Raw genomic sequence first — 25,556 nt, 5'->3', positions numbered from 1 at the left:
GGATCAAAGTGAAAGTTTTCGGGTAAAGAGCTTCTTTCGACGAGGCGCAAATAAACACACGTGCTTTCGCCGATTTGGAAGCGTAAGGAAGTCAATCCGCAATAATTCTGATTGGAACGCCGGCCAACATACCGCCAAGACTGCCTGCAGGGACATCAGGGTTAAGCTGGCGAGCCTTCAACCCTCTGCCTATGAGCTGCACTAATTCCGGAGATCCAGCAAATTTTGTGTGGCTTCCTGCCGCAGAGTCATCGACTTGGCTAAGGTCGATGACCACAACGCCCAAATCTTTCAATTGGGCCAAATCAGACGACCCAACACGTTCTACGCCGCCCGACAACGTACGAGAAATTCTGAGAATTCGATCATCTTTGGCAACCAATACGAAAATACGAGAGAAGTCCGTTTCTATTTGCCTTAGTTGCGAACGAAATAAATCAATATCTATGTCCGGCGAAGCTAAAACTACTGAACCTAAACGACCGGTGCGATTAAACCGGCCACTTAAGTCCGCCTGAACTATTCCTTCCATTACCAACAGCGAACCCATGGAATGCGCGAATATATCAACCGTGCGAGCGTTCGTTCTTGCCACGATTTCAAATGTCGGCTTTAGCTTTTCTCTGGCCACCAAAGCGCTGTTCAAATCATAAACGTACTTTGCGGGCTTAGCTCCTGAGGCCCAAGTGAAAAGTATAGGTATACCATTGAAATTTGTGTCCTCTACAAACTGCGCCATGCGAAGTACCGCTTCGCTTGTTGTATTGTTGTATCCGTGAACAAAGAACATAATTGTTCTGTCTACAGGTGCGCGTTTCGAAAGCTCTCGATTTATATCCTTCACAAATGCTGAATCGGTTTCGTAAACAACCGGGTCGATTACTGCGAATTCTTTTCTAGGATCGGGAGGCAGCCGTTTCGGTGCCTCCAACTGCCCAGGAACATGAATTGGTGGAATAGATACGACTACAGAAGCCAATCCCACCTCTGGCGCGCGTTCATCGTTGTAAAAAACGTCTACAACATCCGATGCTTCTCTGGTCGTCATAATGAAGATTTTCTGACGACTCGCGTCGGCAATAGTTGCGGTCGGAAGTTTGGGATTATCCACACCGATTAAGTCAGGTGTGCGTCCGCAGGACGCAACTAGAACAAATATCATCAGCGCAGTAAGTATCGGGTAAGTGCGGACACCAAAATTGATCTGAAAAAGTTTTGTTGGTTTTCTACGGGCCATAAATTACCGTGTTTTTGGCTTTTGATTTTCAACATCTCACACGTTTTTACAGAAAACGTTTTTTTGGCTACTTCAATAAGCCGAATCCGGTATGCGCAGCGAGATACAATTTAATTAACCTGAAATCATAAAGTGTCGTCAACAAAAGCGTACTCTCGTACGCGCGTATTAAACTCACCAAAGGTTTCGCCTTCCTCGACTCCAACCTGCTCGCTTTTGCGAGGACCTTCTATAATCCAGGCGAAATCGGGCGTTTTTTTTGGGCCATGGGTTGTTGCGCTGCTTTGACCGCCATTCTGAGTGCTCAATTCCAGATTTTAACCTGCCTATAGCGGCTCCCCGAGCGTCGCCATGCTAAGCTATGTCATTTTAGATCGATCCGCCCTCCACCATGTAGTTGTTCGCCGAACACATCGCAGCATCGTCTGACGCGAGGAAAACTACCATACGGGCCACATAAACAGGATCGATCAAGTCAGGCAGGCATTGTCGCTCGCGCTGTTTTTCCAAAGCTTCTGGTGTTGCCCAGAGTGCCTTTTGCCTCTCTGTCATGATCCAACCGGGCACAACGGTGTTTACGCGGATGCGGTGCGGGCCGAGGTCCCGCGCCATTGTCCGCGTCAGCCCATGCACGGCAGCTTTGGCTGTTGCGTAGGCCGGAAACCCTCCGCCAGCTTCCCACCAAGAGTTTGATCCCATGTTGATAATTGCGCCTCCCCCGGCGGAAATCATGTCTGGGGCTACCGCCTGAATTGCAAAAAACATGTGCCGCAAGTTGGTATTCATACGCTCATCCCAATAATCGGGTATTACATCGGACCAGTCATGCCGATCATCCCGCGCGGCATTGTTAACAAGCACATCGGCAGGCCCAATTCTTGATCTGAGTTCGCCAAGACCAGCGCGCAGTGCATCGATATCGCGCAGATCGCACGTCTGGTACGCCAGTTCTCCAGCTATTGTTTTGACGATATTTTCGCTGGAATCCTTATCCATGTCGAGAAAGCCGACGCGACATCCCTGTACGGCGAATGCTGAAACGATTTCTGCTCCGATACCTGAAGCGCCGCCTGTAACAAAAACGGTTTTTCCTTTTAGGCTTGGATAGGACGCAAAGTTGGAATTCATACTTCTCACCTTTTTACCCGTGCGTCTGGAATGGGTCATCAAATTGACGTGCTCATGCACATCCGAGTGGTATTCGAATAGCCAGTAGATGTCTTCTACAGTTCCGAGGTCGATAACAGCAACAGCACTTTCTAAGTGTGCAGGATAAAGAACCGTCGCTTGCTTCTTTCGACAGCTTTGGTTGAAGTTGAAACATCCGACACCAGATCAAAAAACGACCGTTGTCAGGAAAAGGCTCGATTGCATCGCGAGCGGTTATAAGAATTTGACCAAGCGGGCAGCCAAAAAATCGCTGGATCTACATTGGGTGGCTTTGTCCGCATAACAGCCTCTCACGCCGATTCTGACAAAAGTTTGCTGTGAGCCCAAAGTGGCTTCTGCGGGGCCATTGTCATCAAGAGGCAAATCATGCTTAATTTCCGGATTTATACTACTTCCCGTTTCGACATTTTTTCAGTCGACCGAGGACGCTTTGGAACTGTAGCAAAGATGGAGGTTTGTCGCCTTTGCCGCTAAGTCAAGGTGAGAGTCATTTAGCAAGAAGCGGGCCTCACACAGTTTTCTCTTAAGGCAAACAGTAACGAACAGGCTCCTTGGTAGCGTGAATATTACCTTGCGAGAATGTTTGATGATAGATTAGCGGTAAGGGGGTTGGAAAGGGAGCAGCCAAGGTAATTTAGGAAGAGATTGAAGCGGGCCATACGCAGAAAAACCTCGACATAGTGAAATTACCTGACAGAAGACAGGTTCTGCACGATGTAGAAGCTTTGATCGGAATTTATAAGCTTGATTTCTCTAAGATGTAACAAGTTGACCCGAGTACACTTCCTGATGGGACATCAACAGAATTCGAGGGGGAATCCAAAGGACCTGACTTCTGATGCGGTTTTGCAGATATCTAAACAGGCACATTTTCTCATTGTTTATTGTCGTAAATCGCGGACTTCACGCCGATAAAACTCTGGTAGGCGCGCGAAACTGGCGCATCATCGCATCAGCAAGAAACTGATTAATACTCGGTGATCGGCCGAGCTTGTCTATCACCCAGAATTACCCAAGCATAAACCCCTGAGCGATCCGGCAAAATGGTTTTTATCTGAGGAGCTATCTATGATTTCTGTACGACTTGCGGTGTCATGGCTGATCTTTGTCGTCGGTTTTGCATGGGGAGTGGCGATGCTCCAATTACGTATTTTTCCCTACTCCATTTATTCGGAAATTCGGACGTTTATCACTGGTGGACTGGGGGAAGATTCCTCGCCTTTCGACAAACTGGCGAATGATATCGGCTTATCGCCAAGCCGCTGGACACACGAGTTCGATCACACAGCGACGGGATTCACGTATCGCGAACTTGCCGTTCCGGGTTTAAACAAGCGCCGGGACCAGCCCCTGATTTACATTTCCGATGCCGCTCCTCGTGGATATCGCATTCTGTTCGGAGCATTCGATTTCGACCAAACATTCTGGGGTGCCGTCCTGATCGGGCCTGACGGAAAACTTGTCCAGACCTGGGAGTTGAGCACGGACGAACTCCCGACATCGCGTGTGCCGGCCAACCGTAAAAACATGTATGGGGTGAACCTCAGGCCTGACGGTTCGATCATCTTTACAATGCAAGAAGACGGCGGCGGCATCATCAGCGTTGACTGGTGCGGACGCCGTAAATGGGCCCTTGAGGGGGTCTACCACCATACGGTCAGCCCGGACGATAATGGTGGATTCTGGACCTTCGAAGGCAATCAGGGTGATTTTGATCATATATTGACAAGGATTGACAGTGAAAGCGGAGAAGTGCTGCAGCGCGTTGATATGGGCGAGGTCCGGCGTCAGAATCGCCATATCCATATCTTTGATCTGCAACGCCAACCCGACGTTTGGGACCGCGTTCACGGCAATGATATCGAAGCGTTGCCCATGAACCTGGCCGACAAGTTCCCGATGTTCTCACCTGGTGATCTGCTGATAAGTTACCGTGTGCCAAATCTCGTGTTCGTCGTTGACCCTGATAGTGCGAAGATTCGATGGTGGCGTATCGGCCCGTGGGACCGGCAGCATGACCCAGATTGGAACGTGGACGGTCGCATCAGCGTTTATTCCAACAATGAGCGCGGTGTCGGTGATTTCTCGACCATAATTGCCATCGACCCGGCCACATATGAAACAGAGGTGCTTCTCGATGGCGAGGACTACAATTTTTTCAGTGCTTTCAACGGAATGCATCAGCGGTTGCCAGCGGGCGGGCTGATCGCGGTCAGCGCGCATCAAGGCCGTATTTTCGAGACCGATGCAAACGGGCAGGTCGTCTTTGACTTCATCAATTCCTACGACGCGGATAAGAAATCGACCTTGCATGTCGCAGATGCCTACCTCTTGCCAGACGGATACTTTGACTTTGATACCCCGCCCACATGTAACTGAAGGGCTTAGTCCTGTGCCTAGGGGTATCACTGAATGTTGGTTCTGATCGGCCGCCATTCAGCGAATTTTTGCATTAGAAAACCGTAATGTGATCACAGTGTTGCCGTACTTATGGATTGAAATGCTCAGAACGACCAAGCTGAATTCAAAGCTAACTGGAGGCATAGTAATGAAAAAGTTTGTGGTCCTTATGCTAGCGCTCGCGACCGTCACAGTGGCCCCTTCTGCAGCATTCGCCTATGTTGGTCCCGGTCTCGGAGTTGGCGCCGTGACAGCGGTTCTCGGAGTTGTCGCTGCCCTTCTGATGGCCATTGTCGCGCTCGCCTGGTATCCTTTGAAACGGCTTCTGCGCCGTCGCAAACCTACGGCTACCGGACCCCAAGGGTGACCCTAATTTTGGCATCTGAGCTCACGGCGCTTACCTTGATAGGGGTAGTAACCGGGTTCTTGGCAAGATCGATGCCCCTCTGGTCGGTTTTTTCTTTCACGAATGAAGCGATCGGGAAGGGAATGCGCGTCATGCTGCGCTCTTCCGTTTCAGACCATTGGAAAGAGAAAGTCTTGCTGACCTGTGCAGTCCGCTGTCTGAAAGGTATTGCCGCGCTTTTCGCATGTCTCGCACTGATCTGCGCCGCCGCCTTATGCATTATTCTTCTGTTCTATCCATTACTGCCAGAGCTCATGAGCCGTCTGTTCTACCCCGTGGGTCTGCTTTTTACTGCGCTCGGGACGATGTTTTATCTTTTGACACCCCGCATTTTACGACATGTCTGATTACGGTACCGTTGATCGCCTGCTGCATCACCTGAGCCTCGCTCATCCTTCAGTGGGTGAGGTTGCCTTCGCGCTCGACCAGATGTTCTTCAGCGCAGATCCGGTCGAGGCCGGACACCACGTATATGTAGCAGGACTTGCCCGAGCTGGCACGACCGTGCTGATGCGCCGTATTCACGACAGTGGAGAATTCCGGTCGCTGACTTATGCCGATATGCCCTTTGTACTTGCCCCCAACCTATGGCGATCAATTCGGCAATCGCGATCTAAAGTCGTGCATTCAGGTCCCCGCGCACATGGAGACGGCATCATCGTTAATAGTGAGAGCCCGGAAAGCTTCGAGGAAGTTTTCTGGCGAACCTTCGCTGGCGCCAGTTTCATAGCTCCATCGCACCTTTCGCCGCACGACCCGGATCACGATTTGATCGATAAATACCGCAGTTTCGTCGCCTCAGTCCTTCGTACGGGACATACAAGCCGATACCTTTGCAAGAATAACAACAATATACTGCGGCTATCCACAATCAGATCAGCGTTTCCAAATGCGACGATCCTGATCCCGTATCGCAATCCCATTGATCAGGCGTCTTCACTGCTGCGACAGCATCTCCGCTTCAAGTCCTTGCAGCAGGCCGATTCTTTTACCGATTCATACATGAAATGGCTTGTTCATCACGAGTTCGGTGGCGATCATCGGGCCTTCGCGGTCGGACGCGAGTCGGCGTACGCGACTGATACACTCGCCTACTGGGTCGACCAATGGTTGGCCGTCTACGGGTGGCTGCAGAAGACCGCGCCGAAAGACGCACTTTGGGTACGCTATGAGAGCCTTTGCGAAAAGCCCCAGTATTGGGATTTGCTAGCCCAAAAGTTGGAAATACAACATGATAACGGTTTGACCGAGTTCAATCGCCCACCCCCGCGTAAGCGCGATCATGCCATGGACTTGCCGGACGGGCTTCTGAAGATTGCAGAAGCGCAATATCAGGACCTTCCTCACCTCGTATGATTTAACAATCCAATTTACCTGCCGGTTTTAACCGGTACAAAGTGTTCCCCCAAAGAGGAAGCCCAACGACTCGGCACCGACGCCCGTGCCGTGATGTGCTTTGCCTTAGATTTCCAAAGTTTCGTGGATGGCCTATGCCGTCACCACTTTCTCTGGCGACAGGCGGTCGTTCGAAGACTGTGCGCTGCATTCGAGCTTGGTTACATCGAAAGGGCATTCCCTCGGGTCGTTCAGGATGCCGTCTGCGAGCCCGTCGAGGGCGTCGCACTCAGCCATGATGGTGCCGCGCCTTTAACAGAACCTTTCCTACGCCAATCTTGGATCCACCGTTCCATGCTTCAGGGCCGAGCAATCCAGATCGACAAACCAATTTTGCTTTCTGTTTACGAGAACTTAGAGTGGGTCCGTTCGAAACATGGCAACTATAACCGGCTAAACAGAATACACCGAGTAACTCAATGTTTCGTATTTGACTTGCTTCCTGGGCTGCGACCCGACGAAACTGTGTCACCTCTTGCAGCTAGACAATTTCAAGTTTTCAGGATGCATTATTTTGATATCAAGTATTCCGCCCTGCTATTCGACCTAACACAACGGCACTCAATAAGCCATTTCCGGACAGGTATCCGCTGTCACCCCTGCCAGAAATGCCTGTAGCCGCCCCGCCACCTGCGTAGAGGTTGGTGAAAGCAGTGCCGTCAGCCTTGAGGACGCGCGCAGAGGAATCGACGCGTAAACCTCCTTGGGTATGAAATAAGGCACCAGTTACACGTACGCCCTTGTAAGGGGGCGTCAGAGGCGTCTTATTGAAAAACCTACCGAATTGATCGGTGCCGTTGACAGGAATTTCCCGAATGGTTTGTTCCAAAGCCGCGGGTGGTAGGGCCAAAGCCTTCGCAAGTTCTTCAATTGTTTCAGAGGATTTAATAGCGCCTGAAGTTTCTGCGCGTCTGAAATCTTCAAATTGGCCAGCAATGGTGGCAATGCGACCGTCGAAGATGGCGAAAGCCTCTCCATCGGGCTGAGCCAGTACTGCACGGGCAGCTTCAGAATAGCCTTGCGACTCATTCCAGAAACGGTGGCCATTACGGTTAACCTGCACACCACCTTCTGTGATTACCGCCCATGTTATCAGGATGCCATGTGGGTGTGCGACATTGCCGTGACCCTGGTAGGCACTCAAATTTCGAAGCCCGGCACCAAGCGCTTCTCCCCAAAGAACTGCCTCGCCCCGGTTGCCGCTGTGTCCGAACCAGAGCGCACGTTCAATCTGCGGCATATGCTCGGCCACTAACGCGCGATTGCCACCGAATCCGTTACACGCAAGAATAAGGCGGTCGCAGGCAATGGTTTCGACATTTGCATCCGGACCAGCCACTGCGACACCCAGAATCTGATCCTGATCTCGGTAGAGCGTTATCGCGCGACGATTACAAATAATGTCCAAATCTTCACGCTCGCAAGCGCTGCGAAGAGCGTCGATCAACTCGCCGCCCGACCGCGACGGTAGCCCGTGCATCCGTCGACGAGAGTGACCGGGATAGTCAAAATCCGTAACAATCGAAAAGGGCAGGGCATGGCGTTCACACAGCCAATCGATGACTTCGGCGGCGTTGTTGGTCAATAATTCGACCAGTGCTTGTTCGTTTTCGTTATATGCTTTGGTCTGGATATCACGGGCAAAGCGCGCGGCATCGTCCGTGATCCCTGCGGCCTGTTGGATCTTAGTACCTGCAGCCGGGATCAACCCGGCTGACAAGGCTGTCGACCCGCTGGGAACAGGATCAGCTTCGATGACCAGCAAGTTCTGTCCCGACTCTGATGCCGATAAAGCGGCTACCAAACCGCAAGCACCCGCGCCGATGATCAGAGTGCCGGTCCTGAGATCGAACCGTTCCGGTGGGGCATTCTCAACGTTGGGTGTCATCGTAGCGGGCCCCGGCATCCAGCATCTCGGCTGTTCCGATGACTTCGTTCAGACCGTTGAAGTCGAACATGTTCTTCGCAAAGGGCTTGTTTGAGCCGTTGGCAGCCAGACTCTGATAGTATGACTGAGCAGTTTTTGCCAAAGCCCGAACGATCCCACCAGGGAATATTACGATGGAATAGCCCTGCGCCTCCAAATCATCGGCGCCAAGAATCGGTGTTGCGCCACCTTCAACCATGTTAGCCAAAAGTGGGACACGGGGAGCAAATTGATCCGCGATGGACGTCAGTTGTCCGCGGCTCTGCGGAGCTTCGAGGAAGAGGATATCAGCACCCGCCTCCAGATATGTTTCTGCCCGGTCGGTCGCGGCGTTGAAACCCTCAACGGCAATTGCGTCTGTTCGGGCAATAATCAGAGTGTCACTTCTGGCGCGCGCGTCGACCATCGCCTTGATCTTCCCAGCCATTTCCTGCGCTGGGATAAGTGATTTGTCTGATAAATGTCCGCAGCGTTTCGGATAGGTTTGGTCTTCAACTTGCAGTGCCGATGCACCGGCACGTTCATATAGCCGCATGGTTCGCTGAGCGTTCAGTGCGTTACCAAAACCGGTGTCAGCGTCGATGATAACAGGTAACAAGACCCGATCTGCGATCAGGGTCATCGTGTCTGCCATCTCGGACGCAGTGGAAAGCCCGATATCGGGACGGCCCAATCGAGTATATGCGACGGCTGCCCCGCTTAGATAGAGGGCCTCGAAGCCAGCTTTTTCAGCCAAAGAGGCCGTCAACCCGTCATACACACCCGGCGCAACGAGAATGTCCTTCTTTGAAAGGCGGGATTTGAGGTTCATTTGGCTCCCTCCATCCACGTCATCATCTGAGCGCAACTCCGCTGGTGAGTGACCGTGCCAAGCGAAAGAATTGTTGCCTCATGTACCTCCTGCCGAAATGCGGCGCATCCGTCTGTTAGCATGACGGTTTCGACATCACGCAGATGCGCATCCCGCAAAGTCGAGGCAACACCGCCATTGGTTACGATGCCCCCGACAATCAGATTTTCAATGCCCAAAGCGCGCATCAGATATTCCAGTCGTGTCTGGTAGAAGGCAGAGTATGCCACCTTTTCGATGACGAAATCACAGGGTTGCAGTGTATCGACCAAGCTGTGACCAAATCCTCCCGGCGCAAAGTCACCTTTGGTCAAGAACGGGCGCAATTGCTTGAGATGCGGTGCAATCAGAGGTTCGCCATCGCGGTCCGGTACAAGAGTAAACTGTGCGGAAAAATAGCGCCCGCCCGCCGCTTGTAGCCTCCTTGCCAAAGGAGCGATGCGTTCTGGAAGTGCTGCAATTTCTGGGGCCGATTGCCCAGCTCGGCCATAGGCACCTTCAGGATGGATGAAGTCGTTCTGAAGATCGATGGTCAGCAACGCCGTCTTTTGCGGGTCCCAGGTTCCTGGATCGCTCATTCAGTCCTCCTTTTGCGGTTCGATGATCGTGTTGCCAAAGGCGTCTACGCGACCCTGAAAATCTGGTTCGATCAGGACTGTAGTGTCCGGTTGCGTCAGGATGGCTGGACCTTTGATTGCAGTGCCAACTGGCAAAGACAAGCGATCATAAATGGCGGTGTCATACCAGGCGTGCCCAAAATGAACCTTCCGTATCGCCGATGGTGCAACGACGCCTTCGGTTTCGGGAGCGAGGGAGGTGAGATCGAACTTCGGCCGTTTGCCTGTGACTGCGCTGCGCAGGTTCATTATCCGTCTCACGCCGTTGTTCAATAGCCTTCCATAGGTAGCATGATAAGCTGTATCAAAAGCCTGTTCGATGTCGGCTTTGCTGGGCGCAGTGACCGTACCGTTTGTCTGCGTAACAGTCAGTGGCACCGGCACGGTATGAGTTTGTCCCAGATATGCCATGTCGAGCTCGAATGAAATCTCATGTCGCTCGAAACTGGTCCGCGATGCACCAAGCAGTGCCATGCCCTGATCCACATGCTCTTGCATAAATGCGCCCAAAGCAGCTTCGTCCAACTGTGTGACCAGGGTATTGACCGTTTGTACGAAATCCTGCCGCATATCAGCGATCACACAGCCTAACGCCGAGGTGACCCCGGGAAAACGCGGAACAATGGCGCGGGATATCCCCACTTCGGCCAGCATTGCCCCGGCATGTAACGCGCCGCCGCCGCCGAACGGCATGAAGACAAAACGTTTGGGATCGAATCCACGCTCAATGCTGACAAGTCGGATCGCTCCGGCCATGCGTGAATTGGCGACGCGCAGGATGGCTTCGGCCGCCTCAAGTCTGGACAAGCCCAGTAGTTCGCCCACATGGGCATCGATCGCATTTCCTGCGGCCTCTACGTCCAGCCGTTCCAGTTTGCCGCCAATGGGATTTTCCGGATCGATACGACCAAGCACAACATTTGCATCCGTTACAGTCGGGCGATCGTTTCCCATACCGTAAGCCACCGGGCCGGGATTCGATCCAGCGCTTTCAGGGCCGATGTTCAGCAGTCCTCCCTTGTCGACCCAAGCAATCGAGCCGCCACCCGCGCCAATGGTCGTTATCTCGATCATCGGGTTGCGAACAACCATGCCAAAATCGATTGAGGTCTGAGCTGACAACATCGTCTGTCCCTTGGAGATCAGCGAAACGTCAAAGCTGGTACCACCCATATCCCCCGTAATGACATTGTCGAAGCCAGCGGATTGCGCGATATAACCGGCGGCGATGACGCCTGCTGCCGGACCGGACAGCGCCGTGCGTACCGGAAGGCGGGATGCAGTGTTGACGCCCATGACACCGCCATTGGATTGGACAATCATGAATTCGCCATCGAATCCGTCGGATTGCAGGGCGTTTTCCAAGCGGGTTAAATAGCCTGAGACTTCGGGCTGCAGATAGGCGTTCAGTGCCGTGGTCGAGAACCGTTCGAATTCTCGGATTTCTGGCAGAATTTCTGAAGAGGCGGACACATGCGGATTTGGCCAGATTTCACGCACCGCGGCGACAGCGGCGACTTCGTTTTCCGGGTTGGCATAGGCATTGGCAAATAGGATCGCGACGGCTTCGCACCCCTGCTTCAGTAATTGCTTTGCGGCTCTGCGTACGGAATCCAGATCAACCTGCGTGCGAATACTGCCGTCTGCCAGCGTGCGTTCCGGCACCTCTAGCCGGTCGCGGCGATCCACGACGGGTTCAAAATCACCACGTAAGCCCCAGGTTCGCGGCCGATCTCTGCGGCGCATTTCCAACACGTCCCTCAGGCCCTCAGTACAAATCACACCAGTTCTGGCACCTTTGCGTTCCAGCAGGGCATTGGTGCCTGCTGTAGTGCCGTGTACGACAACGGAGATCTCTGACAGATCGTCGACCTCGCGTCCGATCCCGTCAAGGAATCCGCCCGACTGATCTGGCCGTGTGGTGGGAACCTTGGCGACGGTCGCGCTGCCATCTGCTTCGTTCAGAACAAAGACATCCGTGAACGTGCCCCCGACATCCACACCGATCATGCGTCCGGTCATGGCGTCACTTCCCGCCACGCGGTGCCATACACCTGATCCGCCCGTTCGTCGCTGACCAGTCCGCGCGCCACGTCCCTGGCGATAGCCTCTGAAGAGCGGCTGTTTGCGGCGCCATATCCACCACCACCGGGTGTTTCAAGGCGAACTGCTTGTCCCTGCTTCAATTTGATCCCCCTCGTTTTTGAAACCAGAGGCGGTGCCTTCCAGCCATCGTCCTGTTCGTAGGTGAAGACATTCATCGCCCCGTTCCCACCTTGGGCGATACCCTTTGGAGGAAACTTGCCACGTTCGCCAAACAAGAATGCCTCGGCGCCGTTTTCCTCGAGCACTTCAATCTCATAGACAGCGCCAAGTCCGCCGCGGTGGGCGCCGGCGCCAGCGCTGTCGGGACGCAAAGCCCATTTACGAAACATAACCGGATAGGCGGCTTCAAGAATTTCCAACGGCGGGATCGTCGCCGTCGAAATCGGCGCGTTGCCATGGTTTAAGCCGTCGCTTTCTACAGACCCGCCGTGACCCCCGCCGTAAAAACTAAACATAACCCATGGCTGCCCGTTTGAACGTTTACCAGCGATGGAAAGCGCATTGATCGTGCCGTAGGCATTGGCGACAACCCGATCCGGTGCAGCCTTGGCAAAGGCGGAGAACACCACATCGATCATCCGCAAAATAGTCTCTGTGTATCCGCCTGTTGGGGCGGGGAAATCAGCGGACAACAGACTGTCTTCGGGTACGATCACTTCGATAGGGCGCATAACCCCTGCGTTAGCTGGCAGCGACGGAAAGACGTGTTTGATTGCGACATAGGCGGTTGCCACAGTCGTGGGCAGGGCGATATTCACCGGCCCAGCGCATTGCTGAGATGAACCAGTGAAATCAAGCACCATTCTATCCCCTTTTATTTCAAGCGCCAGATTGATGCGAAGCGGAGCATCGATGATACCGTCGTTGTCGAGGAAATCCTCGGCTTCCCACCGGCCATCTGGTAAATCCTGCAACTCAGAGCGCATGAGCACCTCGGCCCGATTGCTGAGCGATTCAAGAGCGGCCGAAACCGTTTCTGCCTCGTATTCGTCCAACAACTCGTCCATCCTCCGGACCCCAAGGTCCAGGGCGCCCAGTTGCCCATTCAGATCGCCCATTGCTGATTGAGGCAGACGGGTGTTGCGCAACAGAATATCGATAATATCCTGATTAACCGCGCCCTTGCGCGCCAACTTTACAGGCGGCATGACAAAGGCTTCTTGAAACACTTCTGTTGCAGCAGGGTTGTAATTTCCGGGAACTGCACCGCCAACGTCATGCCAGTGCCCGACCGACGCGAGAAAGCAAAACAATTTGCCGTTGCGGAAATATGGTCGCACCAATCGCATGTCAGACAAATGCGTGCCACCTATATGCGCATCGTTAAAGATATAGATGTCGCCATCTTCCAGATCTCCGTCAGATGCGGCTTTCTCGATCACCGCTTTTACGGCAAAAGACATCACACCCACAAAGATCGGTAATCCGGATTTGCCCTGAACCAACGTATCGCCGGTTGTTGCAGAATAAAGCCCGTGGCTGGCGTCATGGGCCTCGGCAATGATCGGGTTGAAGGCTGCTCGAAACAGAGTCGCGTCCATTTCGTCGGCGATTTGCTCCATGCGGCCCGCCAGAACCGAAAGAGTGATCGGGTCAATTTCGCTCATGACTGCGCCCTTGTTTCTGCAATGTCGTTCCAGACATCCTGCCGTGCGATCAGATTGTTCTTAATCTCAAACCGGTCAATGAAACGGATGCCTTCAAATGGTGTCCCATCCGTCCATTCACCCGATAACGTACCCCTGCAATAAACGATCGCTGCGTCGTCATTGCTTTGCATGGCATCAAAGCCTTCGTAAGTTTTTGCAATACGGCGGTAACGGGTCGCGGCCCAGTTCTTGAGCTCGACCAAATCTCGCATAGGTGCCGCGCCGGGGAATTGCATAACGAAATTCGGGGTCAGTCTTTTGTGTGCGTTTTCAAACGCACGGTCGCCCATTTCGGACAGAAATTCGCGTACGATAAGTTTGGGGTCTTCTTTCGCTGGAGCCGGCCGTCTGGTCTTGCCGCTGCGATAGTAGTTCTGATCGGAAATGTCGTGGATCAGAACAGTCACAAGTTCCGGTGCAGCGGGCAATACGAATCGTACCGCATTGGTCAGAGCCTCGCCAAGTCGTTGTTTTTCTTGCGTGCTATAGCCACTGATTACATGCAGTTCGACAATCGGCATGCAAAAGATCCTCCTGTGTAATGTATTATTTGTAATACAGGTTTGGAAAATAATGTAAGACTATTTTTGGAGTTGCAATAATACTAATGCTTGATTTTCCAAGTGTCGGATCTACGATTGGAAGCGCTGTGAAAGGGGGAATCATCGGGTGAACAAGATTAATGGGGCCAATCTTCCCGACGGGACAAAGGCGCAGCGCGTCTACCTGTATCTGCACGATCAGATCACGGAAGGTCAGCTTTCAGCGGGTGAAACCCTGCCCGGTGAGCAGCGGCTAGCCGAGAAGTTCGGGGTTTCGCGCGTGACCGTTCGGCGGGCGCTCGACACTCTTTCACGAAATGGTTTGATCGAACGTCAGGCAGGTAGCGGCACTAGGGTTTCTGGTCAATCCGCCCTCGGAGCGCCAGCAGCAATGGACTTCAACACGCTGATGCCGCAGCTGGTTGAAATGGGGCAAAGCACCACCGCGCGGCTTTTGTCATTTTCATACGGCAAAGCACCAGATGTGGTGGCGCTTGCGATGGGGTTGCCGAGCGATCAGCAAGTACAGATTGCCACAAGGGTGCGCCTGACTAATGATGTCCCGTTTTCGCATCTGACGACTTATGTGCCGGCTTTGATTGCTCGCAACTATTCGGAAAGCGACTTAGCGACTACACCGCTTTTTAAACTTCTGGAACGCGGCGGCGTACAGATTGAAGAAGCGCATCAGACCGTTTCCGCGACGTTGGCGGGGCCTGACGTGGCCGAGGCATTGGGCGTCGCCGTTGGATCTGCCTTGTTGTCGTTGAAACGGATCGTTCGAGACGTCGAAGGCAATGGGGTCGAGTATCTTTCTGGTCTGTATCGCTCTGACATGTTTCGTCTCGAGATGCCTTTAACGCGCGTGGGAACCGGGTCAGCGCGGCATTGGGAACCTGCTATCGGGCGCAGCGAGGAGGTTGGTGAATGAACGCACCCCGCACCATGCTCGACAAACTCTGGGCTTCGCACGAGGTTTTGAGGCGCGAGGATGGTGTGTCGCTGCTTTGGGTTGATAGGCATCTTGTGCACGAAGGGTCGCATCATGCTTTTGCCAAGCTATCGGAACGCGGCTTACCGGTGGCTGAGCCGGGACTAACCTTTGCGGTGGTAGATCATTACGCGCCAACAAGAAACCGAGAACGGATCGCCGATCCAAAGATCGCCCGGATGATCGAGACCTTGCGGAACAACGCGTCTCGTCACAAACTTAGGATTTTTGATCTGAATGATCCGGCACAGGGCATTGTGCATGTGATCGGACCAGAGTTGGGTCTGACTTTACCTGGACTTCTGATCAATTGCGGGGATAGCCACACATCCACACATGGTGCATTTGGCGCATTGGCATTCGGGATAGGAGCGACGGAGGTCGCTCATGTGCTGGCGACACAAACAGTCTGGCAACGAAAGCCCAAGGCGATGCGCATAGTCGTCGATGGTAATTTAGGGTTCGGCGTTACGGCCAAGGACATTGCACTGAATTGGATTGCGCGTTTGGGTGCCGGCGGCGCGCAGGGCCACGCAGTTGAATACACAGGCCAGACTATCCGGGATTTGTCGATGGAGGGGCGCATGACACTGTGCAACCTCTCAATCGAAGGCGGGGCGCGGTTTGGCATGGTGGCACCGGACGAGGTGACTTATGCCTATCTAGAAGGTCGGGATTACGCGCCTTCAGGTGCAGTCCTTGAAGGTGCGCGACGCGCATGGCAAGGACTTGTGACAGACGAAGGCGCAGGTTTCGACCGCGAGGTCACGCTGAGCGCCGCTGAAATCGCGCCAACCGTCACTTGGGGCACCAGCCCAGAGCAGGCCCTGCCCATATCTGCCAAGGTTCCGAGCCCAGAACTTGCTGACCCGGCCAAATCAAGCTCGGTTCGCGATGCGCTGGAATATATGGGTTTAGCGCCAGGGCAACCCTTGGACGGGATCTCGGTTGATCAAGTCTTTATCGGCTCCTGTACAAATGGCCGCATTGAAGACCTTAGAGAGGCGGCTTTGGTTTTATCAGGGCGCCGGGCGATTGTGCCGGGGCTCGTCGCACCCGGGTCAGCGCGGGTTAAGAAGCAGGCTGAAGAAGAGGGGTTGGACAGGATCTTTCGAGATGCTGGGTTGGAATGGGCCGCTTCAGGCTGTTCAATGTGCGTTGGCATGAACGGAGATGTTGTTGCTGAGGGTAAGCGCTGCGCATCCTCGACCAACCGTAATTTCCGCGGACGTCAGGGACGTGGCGCGCGAACGCATCTGATGTCCCCGGCGATGGTCGCTGCAGCAGCCGTAACAGGCAAAATCACTGATGTCAGGCCGCTTTTGCAGGGCAGGGCGGCTTGATGACGGGGTGGAGCACACATAAGGGATCCGCGTTGGCTTTGGCGGTAGATAATATCGACACGGATCAGCTGATCCCGGCGCGTTTTATGTCTGTCCCGCGCAGCGAAGGGTATGGCCGGTATTTATTGCATGACATGCGGCGGGACGATGATGAGCAATTGTCAGCAGAATTCCCGCTGAACCGGCATGAAGGTGTCAGTATTCTGGTCGCCGGGCATAATTTCGGCAGCGGATCTTCGCGCGAAGCGGCGGTTTACGCGCTGGTTGACGCCGGCATTCGCGCGGTCATCGCGACCAGCTTCGGTGACATCTTCGCCACCAATGCCATTAATAATGGTCTGCTGCCAGCACGGGTTAACGCTGAGAAGGTGACGCAGCTACAGCAGGCGGTGAGCGATGTTCCGGGAGAACTTTCGATTGATCTTACCGAGAACCGACTAACTCTTGGAGAAATAACGGCGACATTTGAACTGGACGAAGGATGGCGTCTGAAGCTGATCAATGGCTGGGACGATATCGATCTAACTCAACAGCACTATCATTCAATAAGCGCTCACAGAGACAAACGCACCAAGACCACTCCATGGGCGTGGCCGACTAAACCGGATTAATTCACGTCGCGCGAAGACGGCGCAGTACAGGCCAAAAGGCCAGAAATAAGGGGTGAAATGAGGAAAATACCCCTGAAACAAGCGGAGGAATACTTATGAAAATGAACTCATTGGCTGGCCTGCTGGCAGGGGCCGTAATAGTCGCCGGAGCGGCTAAAGCACAAGAAACGATTTCGGCGGTTCACGCCTTTCCTGAAACGCTGATTTATACACAGAGCTTTCTGGAATTTGTCGATAAAGTTAACGAGGCCGGCAAAGGGGTCATTCAGATTGACGTGCGCGGCGGACCAGAAGCCATTGGCATGTTCCAACAGCCGGATGCGGTGCGCGACGGGATCGTCGACATGGTCTATACGCCAGGTTCGTTTTACGGCGGTTCATTGCCTGAAAAGGACGCAATGGTCGCCTCGAACCTGACCGCGATCGAGACCCGCCAAAACGGGGGCACCGAGTTGATCGACCAGATCCATCAGGAAAAGATGGGCTTGAAATACCTCGGTTGGTTCGACAGTGGAGTCTGCTACAACCTTTGGACCCGCAACGAACCCAGTTTTGATGCCGATGGCAATCTGGAAGTTGAAGGGCTGAAGCTGCGCGGCAACAACGTCTACAACGCCTTTTTCACAAACTACCTTGGTGCGCAGGTAATCGACTTACCTACGGGCGAGGTATACTCGGCACTGCAACGCGGTGTCGTGGATGCGACGGGCTGGACCCAGATCGGTCTGATTGACCTGAAGTGGAACGAGTTCCTAAACTACCGCATTGAGCCATGTTTTTTCTCGACGGATCTTGGCGTCATTGTGAATCTTGATAAGTGGAATTCTCTGTCTGAAGAAGCCCGGACTATCTTGCAAGACGTTGCGATCCAACACGAAAAAGACAGCGTTGAGGCCCTGCGAGGTAAACGCGACGAGGACTTTGCGGCCCTTGACACTGCGGGCATGACAGTTGTCAGCCTGGAAGGGGACGCAAAGGCAAACTATCTTGCCGCTGCCCGCGAAAAGACATGGGAACGGATGAAAGGCCTGATGGCTGAACAGCCCGGCGGCACCGATAACTATGATCGCTTGATCGAGCTGTTCTACGATCTCGACGCTGCAAACTAAGTCCATAGACAGGCCCGGGGGAGTCTTCCGGGCCTGTCTAATTTACGGGGCAAAGCAGGCGCGACGATGAAAAGGTTCTATGACGCAGTGCTGTTTGGCATGGCTATTGTCGCCGGGTTTTTACTGGTTTGGTTGATGCTGTCTGTCATCACGTCAGTTCTGATGCGAAATCTAGGGCTGCAGCCCTTTGCCTGGCTATTTACTTCTGCCGAATACGGGCTTTTGTACATGACCATGTTGGGCGCGCCTTGGCTAGTGCGGGAAAAGGGCCATGTCCATATCGAGCTGGTCACTGCCGCTCTTCCAGTGGGTTTGCGCCGAATTGTCAGCCGAGCAGTGGCAGCTGCGTGTGTGCTGGTTTGCCTCATACTCGCTTGGCAAGGCGCTGATTTGGTCCTGACAAATATCGAACGCGGAGACTATGACACCCGTGCTTATTATTTTCCTCGATGGATGCTGACCGTCGCCTTTCCCCTGTCTTTCGGGCTCATGGCGATTGAGTTTTCGCGCTTTGTTTTCGGGACCGAACTGATGCACAGCGGCGAAGCAGGGATACACGAATGATGGAGTGGTACGAAGCTCTTGCCTTGCTGCTTGGGTCAATTGTTTTCCTGATGGCCATCGGAATGCCTGTGGCACTGGCTTTTCTTGCAGCCAATATTTTAGGCGCTTGGGTGTTCATGGGGGGCGAGCGAGGCGTCACTCAACTCCTCAATAACGGACTTGGTGCATTGACCAAATATGCGCTAATGCCAATCCCGCTGTTCTTGCTGATGGGCGAGATATTCTTCCACACCGGCTTGGGCGGGCGCATGTTCAGTGCAATAGATAAGTTGCTGGGAAGACTTCCTGGGCGTCTTAGTTATGTGACAGTGCTGGGAGGCACTGCATTTTCCACGCTATCAGGATCGTCGATGGGCTCAACAGCACTTTTGGGATCGCTCATGGTGCCCGAAATGAACAGGCGCGGTTACAAATCGTATATGAGCATTGGGCCTATTTTGGGAACGGGTGGCTTGGCTATCATCATACCGCCTTCGGCGCTTGCGGTTCTTCTGGCCACACTTGCACAGATAGACGTAGCAGCGTTGTTGATAGCGGGTGTAATTCCCGGTTTGATCCTAGCATTGTTTTATATTGGCACAATCTGGCTTCAAACTCGAATAGATCCGGACGCGGCTCCTGCTTATGACGTAGAGCCTATGTCGATGGCATACCGCTTGAAACTACTCATGACTGAGGTCGTGCCTATGGTTGGCGTCATGGTGGTGATTATTGTCTTGATGATTCAAGGCTTTGTAACTCCATCCGAAGCCGCGGCTTTCGGAGCGCTGGGCGTTCTGATCCTGGCGGCTTTTTTCCGCTGTTTGACATGGGAGGCGATCAAAAAGTCGGTAACCGGCGCGCTCAAGGTAACACTAATGGCCTATCTAATTGTCTTTGGTTCGGCCACGTTCAGCCAGCTATTGGCCTTTTCTGGTGCGTCTCGCGGGCTAGTAAACTGGGCCATCGCGTTTGAACTTACCCCACTGGCGATGCTTGCTGTGATGTTCGCAGTTTTGCTGCTTCTTGGTATGTTCATGGAGCAAATTTCGATTATGTTGCTGACCGTGCCAATCTTTTTTCCTCTGGCGCAGACACTTGGTTTTGATCCGATCTGGTTTGGCCTGATCATGTTACTCTCACTCGAGATCAGTTTCACAACCCCACCTTTTGGGTTGCTTCTGTTTGTGATGAAAGGTGTTGCACCGCCGGGCACCACAATGCGGGAAATCTACACATCCGCCTTCCCGTTTATTTTCTGCTCACTTTTGCTGGTTGTTTTGCTGATCGCGTTCCCAGATTTAGCATTGTTTCTGGCGTCTTTGTGAGAATTGCGGATGGCCTCACCAAAAGAACTTGGATGGAGGCGGGAATAGGGCTTCCCGGAACATGGTAATTGAATGAATTACAATTTGGTCTGTGAAACAGACGTCCGTTGCGATTTAGGCGAATTTCAGCACCGAGCCCAAAAAAGACGTTCATTCACCTGTTGGGTTATGCGCTTATAAGAAATTTGAATAGGTAGCGTGTTTCTTCAGGGCTCGCTCCAAATTTGTTGGTTCCGCTCCCAAATTTTCTCACCGATTAAGCAGTCATAGGCTGTGGACGACGTGTATTGCGCCGACAGGATCCTTTCGGGCAAAGGCGTCGATGCGATTTCAAGCACAAGTTTTCGGCGCACGGCCTCTGCAAAGTCCTGCCAATTCAGCACCGGAATTACAAATGAACCAGGTCCGCCCGTCACGCAATTCTCATAGTATACGTCGAGGTCGTCGAGGTGCCATTGGCTCCCCAAACCTTCTCGGGTCATCAGCGGTAATCCGTTTATGATGATTGATTTCGACAACACTGTTTCGCGGGCCTGCAATACCGGGCGACCCTGATTGTTAGGTCCGTCGCCCGACACATCGATAACTTTGCGCAGGCCTTCGAATTCGTTCTTTTCTATCATCGCGGCCCCAAAGATCAGCGCTTCGGAGATCGAAGTACGGCGCAGAGCTGGGTCGAAACGCGTGGTAAGAACGCTCGCGAATTCTTCAAGATCAGCACGCGTTTCCAGAAGCCTCCAACCTACGATCACTTCTTGCGTGCCAGCCCACTCAACGTAAGTCAAAGCTACCCGTTGTAAGAGGCCCGATTGAACGGCGGCGAAAACATCGTCCGACAAAAGGGCTGATGCATAGCCCTGTCTTTGAATTTCGAGTTCACGCTCGGTCATTGACCGAGACACGTCTACAAGAAGAGCGAGCTCTAGATCGACTTCCAGCACCTTTGATTTGGCAGGCTCTGCCGAGAGAGAGGCAGATGCGGCAAGAGTTAGGAATATGTTGCGTAGCATCACTAAACGGATGGAGCGCTGGCCAATTAAGTCAAGCTACAAATGTATTATTAAGTCTCCAATGAGGAAACGGAATGTTCAATATTGACGGTTTGGCACGATGCAACGGCGATAAAGGCCATGGGAAACTCGGCTTCCTCGTCATCAGGTTTCCCGATCACCGCGGTGTCGGTGAATGCAGGATAACCTCCCTAGATCGGAGCGCGCCGACCCCGGCTTTGGCTTCACCGCACATCCATGGGACAGCTATACTACCTAAGCTCAAAGGGCGCGGGCATTCAACAAATCTGATGGAGATTGTCTAAGAGCGGACACTTGCGGCCAATGCGGTTGAAGTCTGCCTTTTGGTCGTGGACCCAAAACGAACGCCATCAGGTTTTGCGAGAACGGTGGCTACATACTTGCCGCATCTAAAGAGTTTAATGGCTTCGGTGCCGACAACGATGCGAAAAACGGCCACTTTTCAATAGCCGATCTTGCGCAATCTAGATGAATGAAATCGGTGGCCACTAATTTCGCAGAATGGTCGTTCGCCTAATCTTGTCGAGCGGCTGCATCGAGCCCGGACTAATTGTCCATTCTGTTGACATATAAGCAGCATAATTCCGCCTTGTTTAGTCTTAGTCTGGACAAAATACAGATCCGTGCTGCGTCAAAATTTGATTGGGTTGTAGTAAATTCACGACTGCTAGAGGGAAGCGCGGTATTGGAGCGCTCTAACTGTCTGGAAACGTTGAATGCAAAGCAAGGTTTACCTAGATGAATCCGCGACGACTTTGGAACTCCAAAGTGATGGCTCCACGGGTCCCGAAACCATGGACCCGGTGCTCAGCAACATAAGGTCGGCAATTGATCCAAACGCGGCCCAGAAAATTGAGCAACACACAAAGCCTAATAAAACCGAAGAAACGACTGAAAAACTTGAAGGTCAAGTGCAGAAGATCCTACAGCTTGTAGGAAAAAAATTGCCAGTTCGCTGGCTTTTCGAGCGCGTAAGTTCTTTTCTTAAACGGCCGGACGCAACCAGAATATTGTCCGTTCTGATTTTACTAGCGCTCTTCGCCTTGCAGCCGGGCTTCGTTTTATTCCTGTTCCTGATTGCTGTTCTTATCGGTCTCGTACTTTACTTATCGTTCGGCCCCGACCGAGTGCAAGATTGGGTTCATGATCGATATCGACGATTGCATGAGCGCGATCCGGAAGGCGCAAAACGCATCAGGCGACGCGCTGCAGCAGCCAGCAAAAAGATCACCAAAATCATCGATAAATTTCCGGAAAAGTGGACGAGGGGCCTGTACATTCCTGATTTCGAAGAGCCAAAAGCGCTTCCTGAGAAATTCAAGACTGACCCCTTTGAGCGGCTGGCCAGTCAGAAAAATTAGGCGGACCGTGCTTGGCAGTGTTTAACTAGGATGAATTTAGTGTTTGTTCTTCTCTGTAAGGTGCGCATTGGGCCTTCTCCGCAAGCCCTTTTGGTGTCTTAGTTGCACTTGCGGCATATTGTTTCTCTAAGCGCCAGGCCTTTGACGCCGTGATGCAGCGGAGTAGGGAGCTGTTCATACGGCGTGCTTAACGCGCGGATAACTCATGGGCGCTATGCGGTCTGGCGTGACAAGCTGATCCACATATGGTCGTGCCAAAAAACCGTCTCGGGTCTTTGGTGCAAATATCTTACCAGTGCTTATTGCCAAGCAAACAACTTGTCGACGATCAGGCAAATAGATCGAAATAGAAGTAGGTATCGTCTATCAAGCCGGCATCGACATCGCTCAGGATCAGCATATCGCCGCCGCCGAGGTCTGCTACAGCATTGCCAGATCCATCATCTGTGAAGTTAACGGATGCCGGGTCGAATCCAACGAAATAGAGCATGTCGAGTTCGCCGCCGGAGACACAGTAGTCGAGAACGGTGTCCGTTCCACTGCCCTCAGCGAAAACAAAAGTATCCGTGCCCGCGCCACCGACGAGCAGGTCGTCGCCCAACCCGCCATCCAGCGTGTCGTTGCCGCGCATTCCGTGCAATTCGTTGGCGACATCATTCCCGATAATGTAGTCGGCGCCATCACCAGCAACCACGTTCTCGATCACAGTACCTGCCGCAATGGTTAGGAACTCTGCCCCTGAGGAAGAGCTGACAGCGCCTTGGCGCAGATCAATTTCCAAGTATCCGGTCATTGCCGACAAGTTCAGCCAGTCGGTTCCACCGTCGCTATCGGTGAGCACCTGACGGGTTGCATCCTGGGCCAGCGTTATTTGCGCTCCGGTAACGGCGTCGGTGCCAAGTGCCGCAAAGATCTCGTCGGTGTAGTGATAGGTGCTGTCGGCGCTTGCCGCGGACCCGAACCAGATGATTTCATAGTCGGTCAGACGCGCCGAGCCACCATCGAGGTTGTTAAACTCAAGAGACCATATCCCGTCGGCGGCGTTCTCACCTCGGAAGGCCTCTGCAGAGAAGCTCCAGGTCAGCGGTCCGTCGACCGTATCAAGGCTGTCGAGCAACTGCACCCTCGTGCCTGATCCAGACACAAGCCATACATCCAGGCTGGTGCTGGTAAGGGACAGTGTGACTTCTACTGTTTCCAAATTCATCGAAGTGACGCCCGAATCGAATGTCAAGGTCGTCCCGCTTCCGATAGTTACGTTTTGAGCGCTTTCCAGAGTGTAGGACACCTCGTTGGCTGAGGTTTGGGCCGTGCCGAAAAGGTGCCAGGCTTCGGCCATTCGGACCGCCGCATAGGCATCGATCATTCCATAGCCGAAATCTTCTGCGAAATGCAGCCCGCCGCCGTTCCAGTTGTCACCGCCGTTGAAGCTCCAGTCTACAGATTCAACTAGCGACGAAACGCCCGTCAGCCAAGAAAGATCAACACTTGCAGCCTCGTTCTCGGTTATCTTCGCCGAATACGCCAGGATGTTCTTGATGTCCCGCCACCCTAGATCTGGATTGGCTTCAAGCATCAGGGCAGCAACACCAGAGACGATCGGAGCCGCCGCAGATGTGCCGCCGAAGCCAGTCAGGCTATCAGTGCCGGTGTAATCGTCAGGCCCGAAACCTTCGGCTCCGGTCAGATCTGTTGTCAGGATGCCAAGCTCAGTGAACGGATCACCACTAGACGGTGCCGCTATCAGTAGATTGGCCCCGTGGTTCGAGTAAGATGCGATCCCGCCGTTCTCAGTGACTGCACCGACAGTGATCGAAAAACGCGAGGCATCCAGTAGGTCACCCTGGCTGTTCGACGCGGCATTGCCGGCCGACTTCACCAAAACCGTTCCGAGTCCATCGCGCCCGTTCACGATCGCATCTTCGAAAGTCGGCAAAGCAGTGGCGAAGAAATTCGTGGCCTCTGTCGACGTATCGAAACCGGGGGTCGCGCCCCAGGAATGGTTGACGATGTCGAATTGCGTCATACCCATCATCGCGGCTTCGAAGCCCGAAAGATCGGTATTCCCGGCCCCCGCTACTCCGTCGATCATGTTAACCCCGGTCAGAGTGGCATCGAAAGCGACACCAACCGTCCCAGTCCCGTTGTCATCTGCTGCGATAATCCCCGCGACGGCGGTTCCGTGTGCGGAGCCGCCGGTTGACGGGTCAAGTTCCTGACCGCCGAACCAGATATGACGCGAGGCATCGTAATTTGCAACGAGGTCGGGATGCAACCATTGTAGCCCGTCGTCGTAGACCCCAACCGTGATCCCGTTTCCAGTGTAGTCAGCCCATAGCGTTTCCATGTCGCCTATACGGCCCAAATACCACTGTTCGTCGTAGCGGTCGTCCGTCGGCTCCACCCGTGGCAGGGCTTCGTCCAGACGCAGGCCCGATATACCCCAGATATAGCTGGTCAACCCGGTCTGCACGAAGCTGACCGTATTGGTGCCGGAAATCTGCATGTCTCCCGGAAGCAGAATCTTGTAGACACTGGTCCCGTTGTCGACGCCCGGCTCCAGTGTTCCGAGCAGCGTGCCATTTAAATAGACTTCGATCTCTTGCGCATTATCGATATCGAAGGCCGAGAAGCTCAACGACAGGTCGCTCCCGTTGGAAACGAATGTCGCGTCCAGCCGACCGTCATGGTCAGTTTGACCGTTTATGCCATTTCCATAGCTGGTCGGATCAGCCACACCGATCTCAAGATGCGGCGCTGGCTCGGGCAGGCGTTCGCGCAGGGTCAAGTCAGTGACTCCCCAAAGATGCGAAGTCAACCCGGTCTGAACGAATGTGATCGTGTTGAAACCCGCTTCAAGTTCGTCGGCGTCGATGGTGATGACATGCTGCGAGAAACCGTTGTCGACCCCGGTGGTTAGGAAACCCTGGCTGGCCCCGT

At 53.4% G+C, this 25,556-nt stretch carries 22 protein-coding genes; 11 read left to right on the top strand and 11 right to left on the bottom strand.

The window, feature by feature from the left end:
* Positions 1-91: 91 nt before the first annotated feature.
* Together GOV45_RS22340 and GOV45_RS22335 are read right to left on the bottom strand one after the other, a co-directional pair.
* A complete protein-coding gene (locus tag GOV45_RS22340) occupies positions 92-1,237 on the bottom strand; it encodes an alpha/beta hydrolase (RefSeq protein ID WP_170482471.1) in 1,146 nt (381 codons plus the stop codon).
* A 369-nt stretch (positions 1,238-1,606) separates the two neighbouring features.
* Positions 1,607-2,365, bottom strand: a complete 759-nt coding sequence (locus GOV45_RS22335; RefSeq protein WP_170482468.1) for an SDR family NAD(P)-dependent oxidoreductase — start codon at positions 2,363-2,365, stop codon at positions 1,607-1,609.
* Positions 2,366-3,475: 1,110 nt separating this feature from the next.
* On the opposite strand from GOV45_RS22335, the gene GOV45_RS22330 reads away from it, so the two are divergent.
* The 4 genes from GOV45_RS22330 (at position 3,476) to GOV45_RS22315 (ending at position 6,569) form a co-directional block, all read left to right on the top strand.
* A complete protein-coding gene (locus tag GOV45_RS22330; RefSeq protein ID WP_170482466.1) occupies positions 3,476-4,786 on the top strand; it encodes an arylsulfotransferase family protein in 1,311 nt (436 codons plus the stop codon).
* A gap of 169 nt (positions 4,787-4,955) precedes the next feature.
* The gene (locus GOV45_RS22325) at positions 4,956-5,174 is read left to right on the top strand and encodes a hypothetical protein (RefSeq protein WP_170482463.1); all 219 of its coding nucleotides are present in this window, start codon (positions 4,956-4,958) and stop codon (positions 5,172-5,174) included.
* A 122-nt stretch (positions 5,175-5,296) separates the two neighbouring features.
* Complete coding sequence (locus GOV45_RS22320; RefSeq protein WP_170482460.1) at positions 5,297-5,560, top strand: hypothetical protein; 264 nt, start codon at positions 5,297-5,299, stop codon at positions 5,558-5,560.
* Positions 5,553-6,569 (top strand): sulfotransferase, encoded by a 1,017-nt coding sequence (locus tag GOV45_RS22315; RefSeq protein WP_170482457.1) that lies wholly within the window; start codon positions 5,553-5,555, stop codon positions 6,567-6,569. Before GOV45_RS22320 ends, GOV45_RS22315 begins: the two co-directional genes overlap by 8 nt.
* A 132-nt stretch (positions 6,570-6,701) precedes the next feature.
* On the opposite strand, the gene GOV45_RS22310 is transcribed toward GOV45_RS22315, so the two are convergent.
* The 7 genes from GOV45_RS22310 to GOV45_RS22280 form a co-directional block, all read right to left on the bottom strand.
* Positions 6,702-6,845, bottom strand: coding sequence for a tannase/feruloyl esterase family alpha/beta hydrolase (locus tag GOV45_RS22310; RefSeq protein WP_170482454.1), 144 nt, complete (start codon positions 6,843-6,845; stop codon positions 6,702-6,704).
* Between the two features lie 283 nt (positions 6,846-7,128).
* The gene (locus tag GOV45_RS22305; protein ID WP_170482451.1) at positions 7,129-8,496 is read right to left on the bottom strand and encodes an FAD-dependent oxidoreductase; all 1,368 of its coding nucleotides are present in this window, start codon (positions 8,494-8,496) and stop codon (positions 7,129-7,131) included.
* Entirely contained in the window at positions 8,480-9,346 is an 867-nt protein-coding gene (locus GOV45_RS22300; protein WP_170482448.1) for an isocitrate lyase/PEP mutase family protein, read from the bottom strand. Before GOV45_RS22300 ends, GOV45_RS22305 begins: the two co-directional genes overlap by 17 nt.
* Complete coding sequence (locus GOV45_RS22295) at positions 9,343-9,963, bottom strand: cysteine hydrolase family protein (RefSeq protein WP_170482447.1); 621 nt, start codon at positions 9,961-9,963, stop codon at positions 9,343-9,345. Before GOV45_RS22295 ends, GOV45_RS22300 begins: the two co-directional genes overlap by 4 nt.
* Positions 9,964-12,024: a hydantoinase/oxoprolinase family protein gene (locus tag GOV45_RS22290; protein WP_170482444.1), complete on the bottom strand. Its 2,061-nt coding sequence runs from the start codon at positions 12,022-12,024 to the stop codon at positions 9,964-9,966. It lies immediately after the preceding gene.
* Positions 12,021-13,715: a hydantoinase B/oxoprolinase family protein gene (locus tag GOV45_RS22285; RefSeq protein ID WP_170482441.1), complete on the bottom strand. Its 1,695-nt coding sequence runs from the start codon at positions 13,713-13,715 to the stop codon at positions 12,021-12,023. The genes GOV45_RS22290 and GOV45_RS22285 overlap by 4 nt, the downstream gene beginning before the upstream one ends.
* Positions 13,712-14,278 carry a tautomerase family protein gene (locus GOV45_RS22280; protein WP_170482439.1) on the bottom strand — a complete coding sequence of 189 codons (567 nt, stop codon included), beginning with the start codon at positions 14,276-14,278 and terminating at the stop codon, positions 13,712-13,714. The genes GOV45_RS22285 and GOV45_RS22280 overlap by 4 nt, the downstream gene beginning before the upstream one ends.
* A 148-nt stretch (positions 14,279-14,426) precedes the next feature.
* Between GOV45_RS22280 and GOV45_RS22275 the strand changes: the two genes are divergently transcribed.
* From GOV45_RS22275 to GOV45_RS22250, 6 genes are all read left to right on the top strand, one after another.
* Positions 14,427-15,230 carry a GntR family transcriptional regulator gene (locus tag GOV45_RS22275; RefSeq protein WP_170482436.1) on the top strand — a complete coding sequence of 268 codons (804 nt, stop codon included), beginning with the start codon at positions 14,427-14,429 and terminating at the stop codon, positions 15,228-15,230.
* On the top strand, positions 15,227-16,633 hold the full coding sequence (gene leuC, locus GOV45_RS22270; RefSeq protein ID WP_170482433.1) for a 3-isopropylmalate dehydratase large subunit: 1,407 nt from the start codon (positions 15,227-15,229) through the stop codon (positions 16,631-16,633). Before GOV45_RS22275 ends, leuC begins: the two co-directional genes overlap by 4 nt.
* Positions 16,633-17,244, top strand: coding sequence for a 3-isopropylmalate dehydratase small subunit (gene leuD, locus GOV45_RS22265; protein ID WP_170482431.1), 612 nt, complete (start codon positions 16,633-16,635; stop codon positions 17,242-17,244). The genes leuC and leuD overlap by 1 nt, the downstream gene beginning before the upstream one ends.
* A 95-nt stretch (positions 17,245-17,339) precedes the next feature.
* The gene (dctP, locus tag GOV45_RS22260; protein WP_170482428.1) at positions 17,340-18,353 is read left to right on the top strand and encodes a TRAP transporter substrate-binding protein DctP; all 1,014 of its coding nucleotides are present in this window, start codon (positions 17,340-17,342) and stop codon (positions 18,351-18,353) included.
* A gap of 66 nt (positions 18,354-18,419) precedes the next feature.
* On the top strand, positions 18,420-18,917 hold the full coding sequence (locus GOV45_RS22255) for a TRAP transporter small permease (RefSeq protein WP_170482425.1): 498 nt from the start codon (positions 18,420-18,422) through the stop codon (positions 18,915-18,917).
* Positions 18,917-20,224: a TRAP transporter large permease gene (locus tag GOV45_RS22250; protein ID WP_170482523.1), complete on the top strand. Its 1,308-nt coding sequence runs from the start codon at positions 18,917-18,919 to the stop codon at positions 20,222-20,224. The genes GOV45_RS22255 and GOV45_RS22250 overlap by 1 nt, the downstream gene beginning before the upstream one ends.
* Positions 20,225-20,430: 206 nt before the next feature.
* Here the strand turns inward: GOV45_RS22250 and GOV45_RS22245 are convergent, their stop codons facing one another.
* Positions 20,431-21,234, bottom strand: a complete 804-nt coding sequence (locus tag GOV45_RS22245) for a DUF1194 domain-containing protein (RefSeq protein WP_170482422.1) — start codon at positions 21,232-21,234, stop codon at positions 20,431-20,433.
* Positions 21,235-21,971: 737 nt separating this feature from the next.
* On the opposite strand from GOV45_RS22245, the gene GOV45_RS22240 reads away from it, so the two are divergent.
* Positions 21,972-22,616: a hypothetical protein gene (locus GOV45_RS22240; RefSeq protein ID WP_170482418.1), complete on the top strand. Its 645-nt coding sequence runs from the start codon at positions 21,972-21,974 to the stop codon at positions 22,614-22,616.
* 328 nt (positions 22,617-22,944) lie between these two features.
* On the opposite strand, the gene GOV45_RS22235 is transcribed toward GOV45_RS22240, so the two are convergent.
* On the bottom strand, positions 22,945-25,556 hold a 2,612-nt coding region (locus GOV45_RS22235), incomplete at its 5' end, for a S8 family serine peptidase (protein ID WP_170482415.1).

Origin of the sequence: Ruegeria arenilitoris (genome assembly GCF_013035425.1) — a bacterium.
Taxonomy (GTDB): domain Bacteria; phylum Pseudomonadota; class Alphaproteobacteria; order Rhodobacterales; family Rhodobacteraceae; genus Ruegeria; species Ruegeria arenilitoris_A.
This window is presented reverse-complemented; position numbering and strand designations above follow the sequence as displayed.